Source organism: Sphingobacterium sp. 40-24 (genome assembly GCF_001899705.1).
GTDB lineage: Bacteria > Bacteroidota > Bacteroidia > Sphingobacteriales > Sphingobacteriaceae > Sphingobacterium > Sphingobacterium multivorum.
Genome location: NZ_MKWH01000058.1, coordinates 1 through 16,662 on the forward strand (window position 1 = coordinate 1; position 16,662 = coordinate 16,662).

The 16,662-nt window shown below is 40.8% G+C and carries 15 protein-coding genes; 8 read left to right on the forward strand and 7 right to left on the reverse strand.

Going from position 1 to position 16,662, the window contains the following annotated elements; all coding sequences use genetic code 11:
• Nucleotides 1-270 precede the first annotated feature (270 nt).
• A complete protein-coding gene (locus BGP15_RS21195; protein WP_286770695.1) occupies nucleotides 271-1,731 on the reverse strand; it encodes an exonuclease domain-containing protein in 1,461 nt (486 codons plus the stop codon).
• Nucleotides 1,732-1,909: 178 nt separating this feature from the next.
• On the opposite strand from BGP15_RS21195, the gene BGP15_RS21200 reads away from it, so the two are divergent.
• Entirely contained in the window at nucleotides 1,910-2,191 is a 282-nt protein-coding gene (locus BGP15_RS21200) for a GNAT family N-acetyltransferase (RefSeq protein ID WP_112374089.1), read from the forward strand.
• Nucleotides 2,192-2,256: 65 nt separating this feature from the next.
• On the opposite strand, the gene hutG is transcribed toward BGP15_RS21200, so the two are convergent.
• Genes hutG through hutH form a run of 4 tightly spaced genes read right to left on the reverse strand, consistent with a single transcriptional unit; the run spans nucleotide 2,257 to nucleotide 8,116 of the window.
• A complete protein-coding gene (gene hutG, locus BGP15_RS21205) occupies nucleotides 2,257-3,279 on the reverse strand; it encodes a formimidoylglutamase (RefSeq protein WP_112374088.1) in 1,023 nt (340 codons plus the stop codon).
• Nucleotides 3,276-5,294 (reverse strand): urocanate hydratase, encoded by a 2,019-nt coding sequence (gene hutU, locus BGP15_RS21210; RefSeq protein WP_286770696.1) that lies wholly within the window; start codon nucleotides 5,292-5,294, stop codon nucleotides 3,276-3,278. Before hutU ends, hutG begins: the two co-directional genes overlap by 4 nt.
• Before the next feature lie 4 nt (nucleotides 5,295-5,298).
• Complete coding sequence (gene hutI, locus BGP15_RS21215) at nucleotides 5,299-6,546, reverse strand: imidazolonepropionase (protein WP_112374087.1); 1,248 nt, start codon at nucleotides 6,544-6,546, stop codon at nucleotides 5,299-5,301.
• Between the two features lie 10 nt (nucleotides 6,547-6,556).
• Entirely contained in the window at nucleotides 6,557-8,116 is a 1,560-nt protein-coding gene (gene hutH / locus BGP15_RS21220; RefSeq protein ID WP_286770697.1) for a histidine ammonia-lyase, read from the reverse strand.
• Between the two features lie 77 nt (nucleotides 8,117-8,193).
• On the opposite strand from hutH, the gene BGP15_RS21225 reads away from it, so the two are divergent.
• The 6 genes from BGP15_RS21225 (at nucleotide 8,194) to BGP15_RS21250 (ending at nucleotide 15,040) form a co-directional block, all read left to right on the forward strand.
• Nucleotides 8,194-9,117 carry a LysR family transcriptional regulator gene (locus BGP15_RS21225; RefSeq protein WP_070563954.1) on the forward strand — a complete coding sequence of 308 codons (924 nt, stop codon included), beginning with the start codon at nucleotides 8,194-8,196 and terminating at the stop codon, nucleotides 9,115-9,117.
• A 122-nt stretch (nucleotides 9,118-9,239) separates the two neighbouring features.
• Nucleotides 9,240-9,530, forward strand: coding sequence for an antibiotic biosynthesis monooxygenase family protein (locus BGP15_RS21230; protein WP_046673491.1), 291 nt, complete (start codon nucleotides 9,240-9,242; stop codon nucleotides 9,528-9,530).
• Between the two features lie 110 nt (nucleotides 9,531-9,640).
• Complete coding sequence (locus BGP15_RS21235; RefSeq protein WP_046673492.1) at nucleotides 9,641-10,147, forward strand: S-ribosylhomocysteine lyase; 507 nt, start codon at nucleotides 9,641-9,643, stop codon at nucleotides 10,145-10,147.
• Complete coding sequence (locus BGP15_RS21240) at nucleotides 10,148-10,789, forward strand: 5'-methylthioadenosine/S-adenosylhomocysteine nucleosidase family protein (RefSeq protein WP_286770698.1); 642 nt, start codon at nucleotides 10,148-10,150, stop codon at nucleotides 10,787-10,789.
• A 256-nt stretch (nucleotides 10,790-11,045) separates the two neighbouring features.
• Entirely contained in the window at nucleotides 11,046-13,229 is a 2,184-nt protein-coding gene (locus BGP15_RS21245; protein ID WP_286770699.1) for a bifunctional alpha,alpha-trehalose-phosphate synthase (UDP-forming)/trehalose-phosphatase, read from the forward strand.
• Entirely contained in the window at nucleotides 13,229-15,040 is a 1,812-nt protein-coding gene (locus tag BGP15_RS21250) for a glycoside hydrolase family 15 protein (RefSeq protein WP_070563945.1), read from the forward strand. The genes BGP15_RS21245 and BGP15_RS21250 overlap by 1 nt, the downstream gene beginning before the upstream one ends.
• 91 nt (nucleotides 15,041-15,131) lie before the next feature.
• On the opposite strand, the gene BGP15_RS21255 is transcribed toward BGP15_RS21250, so the two are convergent.
• Both BGP15_RS21255 and BGP15_RS21260 read right to left on the reverse strand, forming a co-directional pair.
• On the reverse strand, nucleotides 15,132-15,401 hold the full coding sequence (locus BGP15_RS21255) for a hypothetical protein (protein WP_046673496.1): 270 nt from the start codon (nucleotides 15,399-15,401) through the stop codon (nucleotides 15,132-15,134).
• 185 nt (nucleotides 15,402-15,586) lie between these two features.
• Nucleotides 15,587-16,165, reverse strand: a complete 579-nt coding sequence (locus BGP15_RS21260) for a hypothetical protein (protein ID WP_046673497.1) — start codon at nucleotides 16,163-16,165, stop codon at nucleotides 15,587-15,589.
• A 141-nt stretch (nucleotides 16,166-16,306) separates the two neighbouring features.
• On the opposite strand from BGP15_RS21260, the gene BGP15_RS21265 reads away from it, so the two are divergent.
• Nucleotides 16,307-16,657, forward strand: coding sequence for a hypothetical protein (locus BGP15_RS21265; protein ID WP_286770700.1), 351 nt, complete (start codon nucleotides 16,307-16,309; stop codon nucleotides 16,655-16,657).
• Nucleotides 16,658-16,662: the final 5 nt, after the last annotated feature.

Genomic DNA, 16,662 nt, shown 5'->3' on the forward strand with positions numbered 1-16,662 from the left:
TTCAATGTTAAAGTGTAATCACGCTGAGTCCGCTTTACATAATTTGTTCCTTCTTCCATAACGATTCTTTTTGTGTATCGATATTTCAGGACGAGACACAATTATTAACCTAAATTATGAAAAGTCTTTTTTTAATATTCTACACAAAGAATATTTCAACTATTGGACCAAAATCGCGCACGATTTGCGATTTCACATTTCTTTAACAGATTACTGAGATTGAAATGACTAAACGGAAAAAATCCCCAAAATATGACTTGAAATATGCTGTTAATAGAAATTAAATAGACTATTCGGAGTCAATTTCTCGTAAGAGAAAGTGGGCTCTGCCGCAACGTCAGGTAAAATCTTTGATTTTGTTAAGAAATGTACTTTAGTGGGATGTCTTTCCGCTGCCATTTTGACCAATTCCATCATGTAGTGATTGCTCTGATATTTTTTAACTTGTCCTTTTATATCTTCAAACTCGTTGTACTGGCCGTATTGATCTATATATCCCATTCCATAAAAAACGCCATTTTCAATAACAATGCAACTTTTTTCATCGGAATTACGTCCTTTATCGATCAATACAAAGGATGGTTGCTGTTTGAGCCAATCCTCAATACAACGTTCCACCCGGGTATTGTGTAGGTCTCGATCGGGCAATTCGGTCTTCTTGATGGATTTCGTAGACAAACTGGCGTGCCCAAACTGACAAAATTGCGGATTAATAGCGTCATGCTGAATAAAGCTTTGCAGCAACTGAATAGCGTCATATTCACGCTGAAACAGCTGAATACATGCTTGTCCCCTTGTCGTCTTCCCTATAGCCAGATGGAGATAGCCATTTTGGTCCTCATAAGAAAATAAACCGAATTTAGGCTCATACCGTTTAAGTGCCCTATTATATTTTGGCCAGAACTTTTTAATTTCCGCACATTCCAATAACAATGACATCAGCTCAGTTCCGCAGCACTCATAACTTATATGATGAATTTCTTTTAAGAAATGTTGCCTTTGCGCTTGAATATTATTCCCTGTAAAATGGGACAATACTCTTTTTTTTATATTTACAGCCTTGCCAACATAAATTACTTTTCCAGCTTTGTCATGAAAATAATAGACCCCGGGCTCATTGGGCAATTGTTCATATTCCAAGGGATTTAAATGCGGTGGAAAACGTTGGTCTAGCGCTTTATGTTTAATCATATCCTGAAATACCTGTTCGGTATCTAGCACTTTCAAATAAGCAAAGAGAATGGCTGTTGCATCGACGTCGCCACCCGCACGGTGTCTATTTTCAATTGGGATATCTAAATAATCACATAGACGTCCCAAACTATAGGACAATAATCCGGGCTTGATTTTTCGGGCATAGCGTACTGTACATAATTTTATTGCTGACCACTCGAAGCCCGATTCCTGAAGCTGAAACCGAATGAATGAATAATCAAAGTTTACATTATGCGCAACAAAAATACGGTCTTTGAGCATTCCATAAATGTGTTCGGCAACTTGATCAAATAATGGAGCATCTTTCACCATATCATTGTCTATTCCCGTAAGCGCAAAAATTGAATTTGGAATTTCTTTCCCTGGATTAACCAAGGTCTCCCAACGTTCCAAAACCTGGTTACCATCATGAATAACAATGGCAACTTCGGTGATCCGGCTCGATTTTGCATGGCCACCTGTAGTCTCTATGTCCACAATGGCAAATTCTTGTCTTTTGCTTTGATTTACACTCATAACGCAAAGCAAACATACTAAAAATATTAGCTATTTAAAAGAATCACTGCAATTTTACAAAACACAAAAGCGAATTATGCCATCTAACTGGTAAAACAGCTGTTTTTCTCAACTAATGTCATGTTATATATTGCTGGATTTTGTTTAATTTGTACTTTTCATTCATTAAATCATGCTCATGGAAGTAATACAAAAAAATGACGATAAACATGGTAGCTTTGAGGTTATCGATCAAGGAAAATCAGTTGCGCAAATGACTTATACCTGGGCTGGCCCCACAAAATTCATTATAGACCATACGGAAGTAAGTTCTGAATATGCAGGAAAAGGGCTAGGTAAACAGCTATTGATGGCGGCAGTGACTTATGCACGTCAAGAAAATTTAAAAATTATGCCTTTATGTCCTTTTGCAAAATCAGTTTTTGATAAGGATCCGACATTGGCCGATGTGCTTTTTTAAGGCCTCGACCAATATGCAGAAAGATGGTTAGATTGCTGTCGCAATTTACCCATCTTTTTTTCTGTTTATCTACTGGCTAGTTGCTGATCAAATTTAATGGCAAGTTTGTTTATCAACTTGAAGATCAGATCAGCTGTTAATTTCGCCGTTCTAGAATCGATATCAAAATGGGGATTAAATTCAGCAAAATCGACAGATTTTAAGTTGGGCAGATCCAGTAGAATATCGTAGATCGTAAAGAACAAATGATCGGGCACTATACCGTTAAATGCCAATGCACTTACTCCCGGCGCATAAGCTGCAGCGAAAGCATCAAGATCAACCGTCAAATATACATAATCTACTGATTTGGCAAAACGTACAATTTTGTCGCGAATGAAATCAAGTTTCTCAACGACCAGACTCTCTCGCCCTATAATCTGTACTTTCTTCGCTTTGGCATAGTCGAGCAATCCTTTGGTATTACTAATTTCTTGAATACCAATTGCCAGGTAATGAAATGGCAAACCTGCATTAGACTGGTCCTGCTCGATTTGATAGAAGCCCGTTCCCGAATTCCCTTTGCCGTCCTGCAATGGACGGATGTCTAAATGGGCATCCAAATTAATAATGCCTAGACTTTGATCACGGCTCTTAAGAAATTCTTTAACACCCAAATAATGGCCATAGGTTACTTCATGGCCGCCACCCAAGATGACTGGAAATCCTTCTTGTTCAAGAATACAATTTAAGGCAGAACCTAAACCCTGCTGCGACAGCTCTAAATCACTGTCTTTTATCAATATATCACCACAATCTTTAAGTTGTAATTTATCTGAAAAATGTACAGGAAGGTTTGTTAAGACATTCCGAAGTGCTGTGGGTCCGTCCTTGGCTCCTACACGACCTTGATTGCGTCCGACCCCCTCATCGCTACAGAATCCCAGAAAAGCGAAGGACTGTCTTAAATCAGGCTGCTCGAGAAGATCAACACAATCCATTAATTGATGCCAACGCATCCATTCACGATCCTGGCCATCGGTACGCCCCTTCCATACCGCTTGGTCACCTTTACTATATATTTCTGGATTATTCAACAAAAAGTTCATTCGCTCTGATCAAATAATTGTTCAATAATATCGTCATCTACAAGTTGCGCGCGGGTAACTTGCAATGTTGTGTTTCTCTCCATTGCTCGATCTAGCGCCTGATTAGCTTCCTTATTTCTAGCCCAAGCGCGCCTAGCAATCCCATTATTGACATCAAAATACAACATCTTTTCCAATTTAACAGCTGCTTCTTCAGAGCCATCTAGTAGTAGACCAAAGCCTCCGTTGATAACCTCACCCCAACCGACTCCACCGCCATTGTGGATAGAGACCCAGGTAGCCCCCCGGAAACTGTCTCCGATGACATTATGAATTGCCATATCTGCTGTAAATTGACTGCCGTCGTAGATATTGCTTGTTTCCCGATAAGGTGAATCGGTACCGCTCACATCATGATGATCTCTTCCCAATACAATAGGTGCTTCAAACAAGCCACTTTTTACAGCGTCATTAAAAGCCTTTGCTATCGCAATGCGTCCATTGGAATCTGCATAAAGGATACGTGCCTGAGAGCCTACCACAAGTCTATTTTTTCCAGCTTCTTTAATCCATTGTATATTATCTTGCATCTGCTGCTGAATCTGCGTTGGGGCTTCTGTTCGGAGATTTTCCAAAACTGTCATGGCTATTTCGTCTGATTTTTGAAGATCCGAAGCCTTTCCAGACGTACAAACCCAGCGAAAGGGTCCAAAACCATAGTCGAAACACATTGGGCCAAGAATATCTTGTACGTAAGATGGGTAGCGGAATTGATCCTTATCGTCATTCCATACCGCTGCACCAGCGCGACTGCTTTCCAATAGAAATGCATTACCGTAATCAAAGAAATAGGTTCCCTTGGATACATGCTTATTGATGGCATCGACATGCCGTATCAAGCTTTCTTGTACGCATTGCTTAAATCGATCAGGATTACTCGCCAATAAAGCATTCGATTCTGCAAAGGTCAGCCCCATCGGATAATAGCCTCCAGACCAAGGATTATGTAAAGATGTCTGATCAGATCCTACAGTGACGTGGATATTTTCGCGATCAAAAGCCTCCCACACTTCGACAATATTACCGATATAGGCAAAAGATACGGTCTCCTTTTGATCCATCGCCGACTGTACCTGTTCAACGAGCTCATCGATGTTTTCGATCAATCGGTCTACCCAACCTTGTTCATGCCGTTTTTTTGCAGCAGCGGGATTTATTTCAGCGCATACGGTGATACATCCGGCAATATTACCTGCTTTAGGTTGTGCGCCACTCATTCCCCCCAAGCCCGAAGTTAAAAATACTTTACCTTGAATTGTATCATTTGCTGTCAAATGTTTTCGGAAAGCATTCATGACCGTAATTGTGGTACCATGCACAATACCCTGGGGACCAATATACATATAAGAACCTGCTGTCATCTGTCCGTATTGTGTAACACCTAAGGCATTAAAACGTTCCCAGTCATCCGGTTTCGAATAGTTTGGAATCATCATGCCATTCGTTACAACAACACGTGGTGCATGTTGTGACGACGGGAAAAGACCCATCGGATGACCACTGTAGAGATGTAAAGTTTGCTCATCTGTCATCTGAGAAAGATACTGCATGGTGAGCCGATATTGAGCCCAATTTTGGAAAACAGCTCCATTCCCACCATACGTAATCAGTTCATGGGGATGTTGGGCTACAGCCGGATCAAGGTTATTCTGAATCATCAACATAATCGCTGCCGCCTGCTTACTCCCTGCTGGATAGTCAGCTATCGGTCGAGCGTGCATCGCATATTGGGGCCTAAAGCGGTACATGTAGATTCGGCCGTAACTACGGAGCTCCTCTAAAAATTCAGGTGCTAAAACGGTATGCCATTGTTTGGGGAAATAGCGTAATGCGTTCCGTAAAGCCAGCTTCTCTTCCGACCGGGTGAGAATATCCTTTCGTCGGGGGGCATGACTTATGGTATGATCTCGCTCTACTTTTGGGGGCAATACGGTCGGAATACCTTCCGCCACCTCGTTCTTAAATGTATCTTCCATGTTGTTATAATGAGAATACTTCCCGACCATTTTTCCATACTGCTGTAGGTTGCAAACTTCCTTGGTAGTAAGTAATATCCTGATAATTAGCTGTTTTAAATATACTGAAATCTGCTTTCATGCCCTTGGCTAATACGCCGCGATCCGACAGGTTTAAAGCTTTGGCGGCACGGTAGGTTAATGCAGCAAGCAACTCAGCGTTCGTCAACTTCTCTGCTGTTGCCAAAATACTCGCACTCGTCAATAATTGTCCCATGGGTGCAGAACCCGGATTCCAATCACTTCCTATGGCCAAACATGCACCTGCATCCAACAGCTTTCTAGCTGGCGTAAAACCACATCCAAGTCCGATGGAAGCCGCAGGTAGCGCCACCGCAACTGTATCTGAATGGGCAATAAGGTCAATTTCAATTGCTGTTGATGCCTCAAGATGATCCGCAGATTGGGCACCGAGTTCAACTGCAATCTGACTTCCCGAAGTTGTGAACTGATCGGCATGAATAGTCAGGTCAAAACCCATCGCTTTTGCTTTTTGTAAATATGCCACAATGTCTTCCCCTTGAAACGCTGTTTTTTCTATAAATGCGTCAATCCGGTTTGACAGCCCTTCTGATTTTAATAGCGGAAAAAGATCTGTTGTGATTCGATGAAGATAATCCTTTGCCGATCCGCTGAAGTCTCGCGGGAGCATATGTGCCGCCAAACAAGTTGGAACAAGGTCTGATGCCGTACGACGATCCGACTCCTGAATGACACGTAATATTTTCAGCTCCTCTTCAACATTAAGACCGTAACCGCTTTTAACTTCAATTGTTGTGATTCCTTGCCTTAACAGAAAATTTGCACGCTGGATCGTGAGATCAATCAATTCTGCTGCATCACAATCCCTTGTGTGTGATACCGTGCTCCAAATCCCTCCCCCAGCTGCCGCAATCTCCAGGTAGCTTGAGCCTGCATTTCGGAGGGCGAAATCATTCGCTCGATTACCGGCAAAAGCAATATGCGTATGGCAATCAATAAAGCCTGGCAAGGCGACTTGATCTCCTTCTACATGTACAAGTGCCACTTGCTTTCCCCATTGCAGTTGTAATCCCTCAAAGTCCGCCACTTCCATGATATCGTTACCTGCTATTAAAATACCTCCATCTTTAATAATAACTATTTGTTTATCATGGAGCGCCCCATTAACGGGCATATTTGACATGGTTAATATCTGCCTAAAAGGTCCAACTAATTTTAGCTCTTTTTCCATCCTTCTTCGTCTAAAACTCTTCAAATCTTTGTTTCAAATCCGCAGCAATTTCGCCCGTCGCATATTGACGATGCAATGTGATCAGTTCGCCCGATTTTACGAGCCTTAATGCTTCAGTCAACAGCTCTTCCATCGGTTGATCGGATTCGATATGCGGAATGGACTGACGAATTCTCGCATGAATAGCTTCCAATGCTGCAGTCGATTTTAATGGCTGATGATAATCCTTTGCCTGTGCCGCACATAACAGTTCAATGCTTAATATTTTATCAACATTGTCAATGACCTGTAGTAATTTTCGGCCGGAAATAGATCCCATACTGACATGGTCCTCTTGGCCTAAAGAGGTAGGAATACTATCTGCACTTGCAGGAAAACAAAGCCCTTTATTCTCACTTGCAATCGCGGCTGTGCTATATTGTAAGATCATAAATCCTGAATTGAGACCGGTTGATTTCATTAACAATTTTGGGACACCGTTGGTTTGACCTTCTAAAGACAAGTAAACCCTTCGATCCGAAATATTGCCGATTTCCGATGCAGCAAGTGTGGCATAATCCAAAGGCAAAGCGATTGACTGTCCGTGAAAGCTACCGCCACTAATGGTTAGTTCATCATTAATGATCACAGGATTATCGGTCACTGCATTTATTTCGATTTCTATGGTCTCCTTCAAATGAAGCCAAGCATTGCGTGATGCTCCGTGGACTTGAGGGATACAGCGCAAAGAATAGGGATCTTGTACGCGGGAACAGTCTTTGTGGCTTTCTAAAATGGCGGAGCCATGAAGCATGTTAAAAATGCTTGCAGCGACATAACGGTTTCCGGCATGCGGGCGTAATTGATGTAATTCAGTAAAAAATGGTTTTATTGAGCCGTTTAAACCTTCAATCATTAAGGTCGCAATAATATCAGCATTCTGAAGTACACGATTTAACTCAGCAACAGCCATCACAGCATGGGCTGCCATAAATTGAGTTCCATTGATCAAAGCCAGACCTTCTTTTGCGCCCAAGTGCACCGGAGCCATACCATATTTTTCCAAAACGGTAGCTGTTTCCATAATTTCCCCTTCTACGTTGACTTTTCCTAAGCCAATCAAGGGTAAAAATAAATGTGACAATGGCGCCAAATCACCCGATGCGCCGACAGAGCCTTGCTTAGGTACCACAGGAATGATATGGTTTTCGATATGCCAAATAATCCGTTCAATTGTCGCATACTGAACACCCGAAAATCCTTGAGAAAGCGCGTGAACTTTAAGAATAAGCATCAATTTGGCCAAATCATTGGCGATAGGTTCGCCCATACCGACAGCATGGCTTTTTAGAATGTTTTCTTGTAGCAACTGCGTTTGACTTGCGTCAATAAGTGTGGTACACAAGGGACCAAAACCGGTATTAATCCCATAGACAACCTCACCACGCTCGACTATTTTACGGACATAACTGGCGCTCTGCTCGATCTTATTCTTGACTCCGGGTGATATTTCCCCCGTAACCGTTCCTTTTACTATGGCTAAGGCTATGGAGCATGTTAGCTGCCCACTGCCGTATAAAAATTTTTCCATCTTCCTATCTGCTTTACTCAAATGTACTTGCTATATTTGATAATTAGAAATACCATTTTTATCATCAATTGATAACCATGAATTATCAAATAGAACTAAGACACTTACTGTATTTTAAAGTATTGGCAGAAGAGCTGCATTTTAGAAGGGCTGCCGAAAAATTGTTTATTGCGCAGCCGGGCTTGAGCAGACAAATTAAGCAGCTGGAGGAATCCTATGGCGTAGCACTTTTTGAGCGTAATAAACGAAATGTTCAAATGACGGAAGCTGGGATCTATCTCTTTGCGGAGGTGAAAGAACTCTTTAGGCACTTGGATCAGATTGAAACTCAACTTCAAAGCTTTGCCAATGGTAAAATAAGTACCTTAAAGCTGGGGTTTATTGGGTCGGCTGTTCAGACCATCCTGCCGGAACTACTACTCAATTTAAAACAGCAGCAACCTGATATCGAGTTATCACTTCACGAACTAGCGAATGAAACCCAGCTAGATCTGCTGGAGAAAAAAGAATTGGACTTAGGCTTTGTTCGTCTTTCGGAAACGCCACCTGGCCTATGTAGCCTGCCTATACATACCGAGCATTTTAGTCTCGTTTTACCCAACGATCATCCCCTATTGAATTCGCCAAAAGCAAGTCTTGACGCCTTAAAAGATGAATCATTTATCTTATTTTCCAAAAACTATAGCCACTCCTATTATGATCTCGTCATGAGTATCTTTAGTGATCATAAGTTTATCCCCAAAGTTACTTTGCGCACTGTGAATGCTTTGACCATTTTCAATATGGTTGCTCAGGGATTGGGTGTTGCCATTGTTCCTTCGTCTTTAAAGAACGGATACCATGTTGATGTCACCTTCCTTGAATTGAACGGTTTACCACAACGAACAACGCTCTCTCTAGTTTGGAATGCACAAAATCGCAACCCGGGTATTCCATTGGTCACCCAGATCATCACTTCACAACTAAAATACGGATATAATACGTCAAAGCGGGATAATTAAGGTCTAAGTCCATATTAAAACAATAAAGAATAAATTGTTCGGTAAGCTTGTTCGTGTATTGCATATCAGAAACAAATTTTCTAAGTTTGAGTTATTTACTAAACTTGATAAAAAAACAAATTATGATTTTAGAAGTAGCTGTATTGCAAATTATTGAAGGACAACAATCCAATTTTGAAAGAGACTATAAAACAGCTTGCCAGTATATTAGTGCGAGTAAAGGCTATATAACGCATTCACTACGTAAATGTATTGAGAAAGACAACCAGTACATTCTATTGGTCGAATGGGAAACGTTGGAAGATCATACCATCGGTTTCAGAGAATCTGCATTATTTAAGGAATGGGAAAAACTTTTACATCATTACTACGATCCGTTTCCAACAGTCGAACATTATGAAGTGTTAAAATAGTAGTTTTATCGTCCTTTTTCTATAATAATCTAGTATCTTTGTAGAAATTTTTGATATTCAACTTTTAACCCCTGTAGCGTCGCAAGCGTTACAGCTTTGAACAGAACAAGATGTACACAAAAGAAAAAGCAAAAGTAAATAGTTTTACGGTAGATCATACCAAATTAAAACAAGGGATCTACGCTAAAGCTTCTACCACCAATAACAGCAATGTTGAAAGTTATACAACTTACGACATTCGCATGATTAGACCGAATTCTCCTGAGCGTATGCTATCGCCTGAAGTCATGCATACCTTAGAGCATTGTTTTGCAACAGAAATTAGAACCATCTTAGGTGATGAGGTTATTTATGTTGGACCAATGGGCTGTTGCACGGGATTTTATGTTGTATTGGCTGGAACAGCGAAAACTCCTCAGAATGTGGCGGAATTGATGAAAGAAGTATTAGAGACTATTCTTACAGAAGGATACGAAGTACCTTTCCAAAACCCGATTAGCTGCGGAAACTACACATTTATGGATTTTCCCACCTCAAAGCAGGCTTGTGTTAACTTCTTAAATCTGATAACTGCCGGAGAATTGGCTTTTGAGTATCCATATATTGAAGAAAACTAAATGATCCTGAATAAAGATATTGAAACGATTATCTTGGTAGCAAATAAAAATGAGCTATCTTTTAATCCGACCAGTGAATCGACTTTTGTCTACGAAATTGGTGTAGGTAAAGTAAATGCTCTCCTAGCCGTTGCTACGCTTTATGAAGACATCAAAGCTTTAGGGATCAATCCTATTCTTCTCAATGTGGGCACTGTGGGCTGTACAAGACATCCGATAGGACATGTTCTTTATCCGGCATACTATGCGCAAGGAGACGCGTATACAGATGGTTTTTTTCTGGAAAACACCTTGTTTTTTAAAGGGCAAGGGATTTTGGAATCCATTTCACGCGATGAATTTCGTTACGAAGATGCACTCTTGACATCGGATCGTTTTATCAATGTAAATACGGCTTTTTATCAGGATATCAAACATTTTAATCCTCTGGCATTTGATATGGAATCTTATGCCCTAGCGAATTTCTGTTTTCAAAAAAATCTCACCTTTCATAGCATTAAAATTGTTTCAGACAATTGTGATGGTACCGTTAAAGATTGGGAAAGCATTTTAGGGGAAATTTCGGGGAGATTAGGAGACATCCTCGATCAATTTATGAAAAAATTGAATCACGAAAAAGCTGCTGTTGTCCCTATATCGTAAGTTAATGAGATAACAAAAAGACCTGTAGAAATAGAGGTCTTTTTTGTTGCTATTTGGGCCGTACCGCTGCCCAAATTCCCCAGCATTATTCCAATAAACTACCTTGTTCTTTCTTCAACAGCTGCCCCTACCGTCCTTCTAATTTGAATTTATCGAAACTATTCTTCGCCGAGGTTGTTCAGATAGTGGATGACAAGCCCATCGTTATAGTCAATATAACTCTTCCACACTGCAAATAAATCGATCTAATATTCTTATGAAGAAAAAGAAGAAAATAATAATTTCAAATAGACTGCCGATACAAATAGAACGAAAAAAAGAAAAATTAATCATCAAGCCGAGTGCGGGTGGACTTGCAACTGGGTTAAACTCCGCTTTTGATAGCGACGAAATACTCTGGGTTGGCTGGCCGGGAATCGTTCCGAAAGATGAAGAGGAAAAACAAAAGATTGTTGAGCTTCTCAAACCGATGAGCTTACTTCCTGTTTTCTTATCAAAAGATGAAATCCGCAATTTCTACGAAGGTTATTCCAATGAGGTTCTCTGGCCTATCTGTCACTATCAGCCGAGCTACATTCATTTTGATCGCGAATATTGGTCTACGTATGTCACAGTGAATAAAAAATTTTGTGAAGCCGCTCTTTCCATCGATCAACTTTCGGATTTTATCTGGGTGCAGGATTATCAGCTTATGCTGCTCCCGCAACTGCTGCGTTCAGAAAACCAAACACTCAACATCGGTTATTTTCACCATATCCCTTTTCCTTCTGAAGAGCTCTTTATGAACATTCCACAACGTAAAGAATTGGTCGAAGGTTTATTGGGTGCGGATCTCATCGGATTTCATACGTTCGCTGATAGCCAGAACTTTCTAAACGCCTGCAAAAAAATACTGCATGTATCATCTGGTTATAATCAGCTGAAATATAAAGATCGCCATATCTTTGTGGAATCCTTTCCGATGGGCATTGATTTTGATAAATTCGTCCAAGTCAGCCATCAACCAAAAATTCAATCCATTGCAAGCCAATTTCGAAGCCACTTTCCCGACCAGAAGATTATTATATCGGTCGACAGGCTCGATTATAGCAAAGGGATATTAGAGCGATTACGTGCTTTTCTCACCTTCCTTGAAAAATACCCCGAATGGCATACAAAAGTTGTCTTATATATGCTTATCGTGCCATCAAGGGATAAAGTGTCGCAATATAAGAAGCTGAAAGACGAGATTAACCGAAAGGTGAGTGAAATCAATTCCATTTATGGAAATTTAAGCTGGACGCCAGTATTATATTTTTACAAATCACTTCCATTCGAGGAGCTGGTTGGATTATATGTTGCATCTGATATCTGCATGATTACATCGACGCGTGATGGGATGAATCTTGTCAGTAAAGAATATATCGCCAGTAAAACGTTATCAAAAGGTGTGTTGATTTTAAGTGAGTTTGCGGGCGCTTCCAAAGAACTTGTTGACGCCTTGATTATCAACCCCTATAATCGAACGGAAACTGCTGACAGTATTTACCAAGCGCTTAAAATGCCGCCCGAAGAAGTTCAGGAACGTACCGATGCCAATATTCAGATTATACAGAAGTTTAATGTACAGCATTGGGTGCAACTATTTACCAATCGCCTGGCTGAAACCAAAGCCATCCAGCGTGATGAATGGGCAAGGCGGATTTCAGATAAAGTGTTCAGTAGTATTTCGGAACGATACAGTAAAAGCAGCAATAGGCTCTTTTTCCTGGATTATGACGGCACTTTGGTCAAATTCCAGAACCACGCCCAAAAAGCAACTCCGACGACCTTATTGTACAACCTCTTGGATAATATTATTTCAGACCCACTTAATACCTTGGTCATCATAAGCGGGCGCTCGCAAGAAAGCTTATCGTCTTGGTTTGACGGTCGGTCTTACTATTTGGTTGCCGAACATGGCATTTGGTCAAATTTCCCAAATTTCAACTGGTCATATAAAAAAGGACTGGCACTTCATTGGATGCCCGAAGTAAAAAAATTGATGGAAAAATTGGCCGACCAAACTCCAGGCGCATTTATTGAAGTCAAGCCTTATTCATTGGCCTGGCATTATAGAAAAGTAGAATTAGGCTTGGGCGAACTTAAAGCCACTGAATTAAAAGAGATTTTAAACCCGATGCTGAATGATTATGGCTTACAGTTACTTGACGGAAATGCGGTCATTGAGGTTAAAAATACGGAAGTTAACAAAGGTAAAGCAGCATTGGAAATTGCAGGTCATATAAAAGCAGATTTTATGTTGGCCATTGGCGACGACATTACCGATGAAGACCTATTCCGTTATCTTCCTCAATCGACGATAAGTATTAAAGTTGGTAGCAATAAGTCTGCGGCAAAATATTATCTGGATGAACAAGAAGATGTTCTTCAATTTTTGAATCAACTTATCATAAAATAATGAACGAAAATACAATGGAAAAAAGACATACCTATCAATCTGGAATCATTGGCAATTGCTCCTATATTGCGCATGTCGGTATGGATACCAATATATCTTGGCTGTGCTGGCCCTCTTTCGAAGATAGCTTTGTATTTGGCAGTATGCTCGACAAACAGCAAGGCGGGCGCTTTGAGATCAGCTCAGAGGAACCTATTGTCGAAACCAAGCAATACTACATCAAAAACTCCAACGTGCTCTGCACGGAAATCCATACAGCGTCCTATGCCTATCGCGTTACGGATTTTGCCCCTCGATTTGAACAATTCGGACGATATTTTAAACCTTTGATGTTGGTCCGGAAGATCGAACCTTTATATGGGGTCCCCAGTGTAAACGTTAGGTGTCATCCTACTGGCGACTATGGCCGATTGGCACTTAAACCAACCCGTGGAAGCAATCATATCCTGTATAGTAACGACCAGATCGGGGAACGAATTCGCCTTACTACGGATCTGCCCATTTCTCATTTCTTTCAAGAGGAGAGCTGGACCATCATCAGTGAGAATAAATACCTTGTATTGACCTATGATGCTGCTTTCGAATCAGCTATCGCAGGTACCTGCGAAGATTTCCTCCATAAGACAATTAGCTATTGGCAGCGATGGATTAAAAGATGTAGTATTCCCAACATCTATCAAACAGAAGTTATTCGATCCGCTTTGGTGCTAAAGCTCCATCAATATGAGGACACAGGAGCAATTATCGCAGCTTCAACAACAAGCTTGCCCGAGTACCCTGGTTCTGGCAGAAACTGGGACTACCGCTATTGCTGGGTACGGGATAGCTACTATGTGCTAACGGCACTGACGCATATCGGTCAATTTGAAGAAATGGAAAGCTTTGCAAACTATATTGCCGGCATCACACATCGTAATCCGGGAAGGCTTCAACCATTGTACGGTATTCTCGGCAATTCCGAGCTTACGGAACATATTTTACCCTATCTAAAAGGATATCAGGAAAGCGGTCCAGTGCGAATCGGGAACCAGGCGTTTGAACATATCCAAAATGACGTCTATGGTCAGGCTATGATTGCATTGTTGCCTCTTTTCACTGATCAGCGTTTTAAAATCCATGAAAACAAAAATGTCTTAGGCTGGGTGAATTTTATTCTGGAAAAAATAGAAGCCACAATCGAGGAAAAAGATGCCGGCATTTGGGAGTTCCGGAACTTTGCCAACCATCACTGCTATTCGAATCTTTTCCAATGGGTTGGATGCAAAGCTGCCCTATTAATTGCACGCCAAAATGGTTATCAGGATATGGAGGATCGCGCGAATGTTCTCCTAAAAAAGGCAGAAGCTTACATTGAAGCTTGTTATGACGAGGAGCGAAAAGTCTATCAAAACGCATTAGACAGCCGAAATTTAGATGCAAGCACCTTACAGCTTATTGTTATGGATTATCTTGACCCAAAATCGGACCGTGCACGTCATCACCTCGAGATGCTGGAAAAAGAATTAAAAGGCGAAAATGGACTTTTTTATCGGTATAAGCATCAGGATGATTTTGGCCGCCCCAAATCCACGTTCTTGGTCTGTGCATTTTGGTATGTAGAAGCCTTGGCCTGCGTAGGGCGTGTGGAAGAAGCGAAAGAGATTCTCGAACGTTTGCTGACCTACAGCAATCACTTAGGTCTGTTCAGCGAAGATGTTACGGAAGATAACGGTAGCCAATGGGGTAATTTCCCTCAAGCCTATAGTCATGTTGGATTGATGAATGCTGTTTACCGCCTGGCGATAAAATTGGATAAACCAATTTTTCATTAACATAAAACAAACATGAAGGTGTTAAAAAGTCAGGTTAACACCTTCGGTTTGAGCATTCGAAAGCGCTATCGGTGCTTATATTTACAGGCGCTTATATTAAGGTCTGTTTGTAGCGATCAAAATGCTCACAGATTTCTTCCACCCCAATTTGTTTACCCATTAAATCTATAAAACGGTTCTTATACAATGAGAAAATATATAATCCTGTTGCCAAGCTTCCCACCACAAAAATACCTTCCTGCTCGTTACTTTTGACCAGTTTATTATTTAGATGACATTCCTTAAGCAATGGTATATCATAAGAAGACCATTTCCCCATTTTATCTTTTAGTACCAACCCAATATTTTTTGTTCCAGTCATCGTAATTTGCTCCTTTCTTAAAAAGGGAACATCAGTAATTGTCTAAATGTTTGCATCATTTGCTGATTCCAGCAAAAATGCGTCTTTTATACACAGTATCAAGTATAAACACGTTATATAAAAAAAGCATGTTTTCACCATTATGGTTTGAAAACATGCTTTTATTAAGTCTGTACGAGATTAATCTATCTTTTGCCAGGCAGATAGATCTGAAAACCCAAACCTACCCCCAATCCACTCGCTCCACTACCCGTATTGATATTGGCTTTACTGTAGTTATAACCGAAGGTGGCTTCCAAAGCCACTGTCCTGGTAATAAAATGTGCATAACCCACATTCGCTCCTACGGCCAGTGCAACATCTTTCCCTTTCGAGCTACCCGAAATCCCGATGTCTCCCTGCCCAAAGAATCTCCCTGTAGTGGAACCTGCATTGGGGAAGTAATAGCGTACAAAAGGTGCAACCCCATATGTCCATTCATTATCAGCATCCTTTACCGTGGCCAAACCTAAGTTGGCTTGCGCTCCGATGGCCAAACCATCCGAAACAAAATAGCCCGCTCTCGGTTGAAGTGCAATGTTAAACGATTTTGCTTCAAAGCTGTAGCCTAGATTACCGATCGATCCACCGACCATCCAGTTTCCTTGCTTTATAGGTTCGATGCCTACCTCCGATGACATCTGTGGCGTGGTCTCAATTTTCTGCGCATGGGCCTGATACCCAATACCTGCTGTTATTAATAAAAGAAGTGTCGATTTTTTCATATATATGTATGTTCTAAATTACTTTAATTTAATAACAAGGTCAATAAATGAAAAGTTTTAAATTTATCATTAAAATATGGATACCACCTTTTAATAAAAAAAACAACCATTCAGTTTTAATTGCTGTTCTTTATTAAAAAGATGATGAATACAGCAATTCAATTTGGTGATTCTATTTCACAGTCATATTGGAGAAACTCCATGTACATGAACGAAATAGACCCTCTAGACAACGATCCAAGTACCGACGATGGTACTTCTGTACGGAAGCAGCCTCAAGTCCCTTCCCAAGAAGACGTAACTCCTGACCTATACTATCCTGAAAATGCAGAGGGGCCTGATCCAAGCGAAGAAGAACAACGCGATCGTAGTAATAAAGAAAAAACTAATACAGAAGAGGATCAAAAGAAAGAGCAACCGGACCATTCAGAAGAAGATATTTATGGTGCTGATCCGGATCAAAAGAAAGAGCAAAAAAACTCCCTTAATTAAGGGAG

Excerpts from the sequence above, each read along its gene's own strand:
- BGP15_RS21195 (WP_286770695.1), bottom strand. The coding sequence starts at position 1,731 with ATGAGTGTAAATCAAAGCAAAAGACAAGAATTTGCCATTGTGGACATA.
- BGP15_RS21200 (WP_112374089.1), top strand. The coding sequence starts at position 1,910 with ATGGAAGTAATACAAAAAAATGACGATAAACATGGTAGCTTTGAGGTT.
- hutG (WP_112374088.1), bottom strand. The coding sequence starts at position 3,279 with ATGAACTTTTTGTTGAATAATCCAGAAATATATAGTAAAGGTGACCAA.
- hutU (WP_286770696.1), bottom strand. The coding sequence starts at position 5,294 with ATGGAAGATACATTTAAGAACGAGGTGGCGGAAGGTATTCCGACCGTA.
- hutI (WP_112374087.1), bottom strand. The coding sequence starts at position 6,546 with ATGGAAAAAGAGCTAAAATTAGTTGGACCTTTTAGGCAGATATTAACC.
- hutH (WP_286770697.1), bottom strand. The coding sequence starts at position 8,116 with ATGGAAAAATTTTTATACGGCAGTGGGCAGCTAACATGCTCCATAGCC.
- BGP15_RS21225 (WP_070563954.1), top strand. The coding sequence starts at position 8,194 with ATGAATTATCAAATAGAACTAAGACACTTACTGTATTTTAAAGTATTG.
- BGP15_RS21230 (WP_046673491.1), top strand. The coding sequence starts at position 9,240 with ATGATTTTAGAAGTAGCTGTATTGCAAATTATTGAAGGACAACAATCC.
- BGP15_RS21235 (WP_046673492.1), top strand. The coding sequence starts at position 9,641 with ATGTACACAAAAGAAAAAGCAAAAGTAAATAGTTTTACGGTAGATCAT.
- BGP15_RS21240 (WP_286770698.1), top strand. The coding sequence starts at position 10,148 with ATGATCCTGAATAAAGATATTGAAACGATTATCTTGGTAGCAAATAAA.
- BGP15_RS21245 (WP_286770699.1), top strand. The coding sequence starts at position 11,046 with ATGAAGAAAAAGAAGAAAATAATAATTTCAAATAGACTGCCGATACAA.
- BGP15_RS21250 (WP_070563945.1), top strand. The coding sequence starts at position 13,229 with ATGAACGAAAATACAATGGAAAAAAGACATACCTATCAATCTGGAATC.
- BGP15_RS21255 (WP_046673496.1), bottom strand. The coding sequence starts at position 15,401 with ATGACTGGAACAAAAAATATTGGGTTGGTACTAAAAGATAAAATGGGG.
- BGP15_RS21260 (WP_046673497.1), bottom strand. The coding sequence starts at position 16,165 with ATGAAAAAATCGACACTTCTTTTATTAATAACAGCAGGTATTGGGTAT.
- BGP15_RS21265 (WP_286770700.1), top strand. The coding sequence starts at position 16,307 with ATGATGAATACAGCAATTCAATTTGGTGATTCTATTTCACAGTCATAT.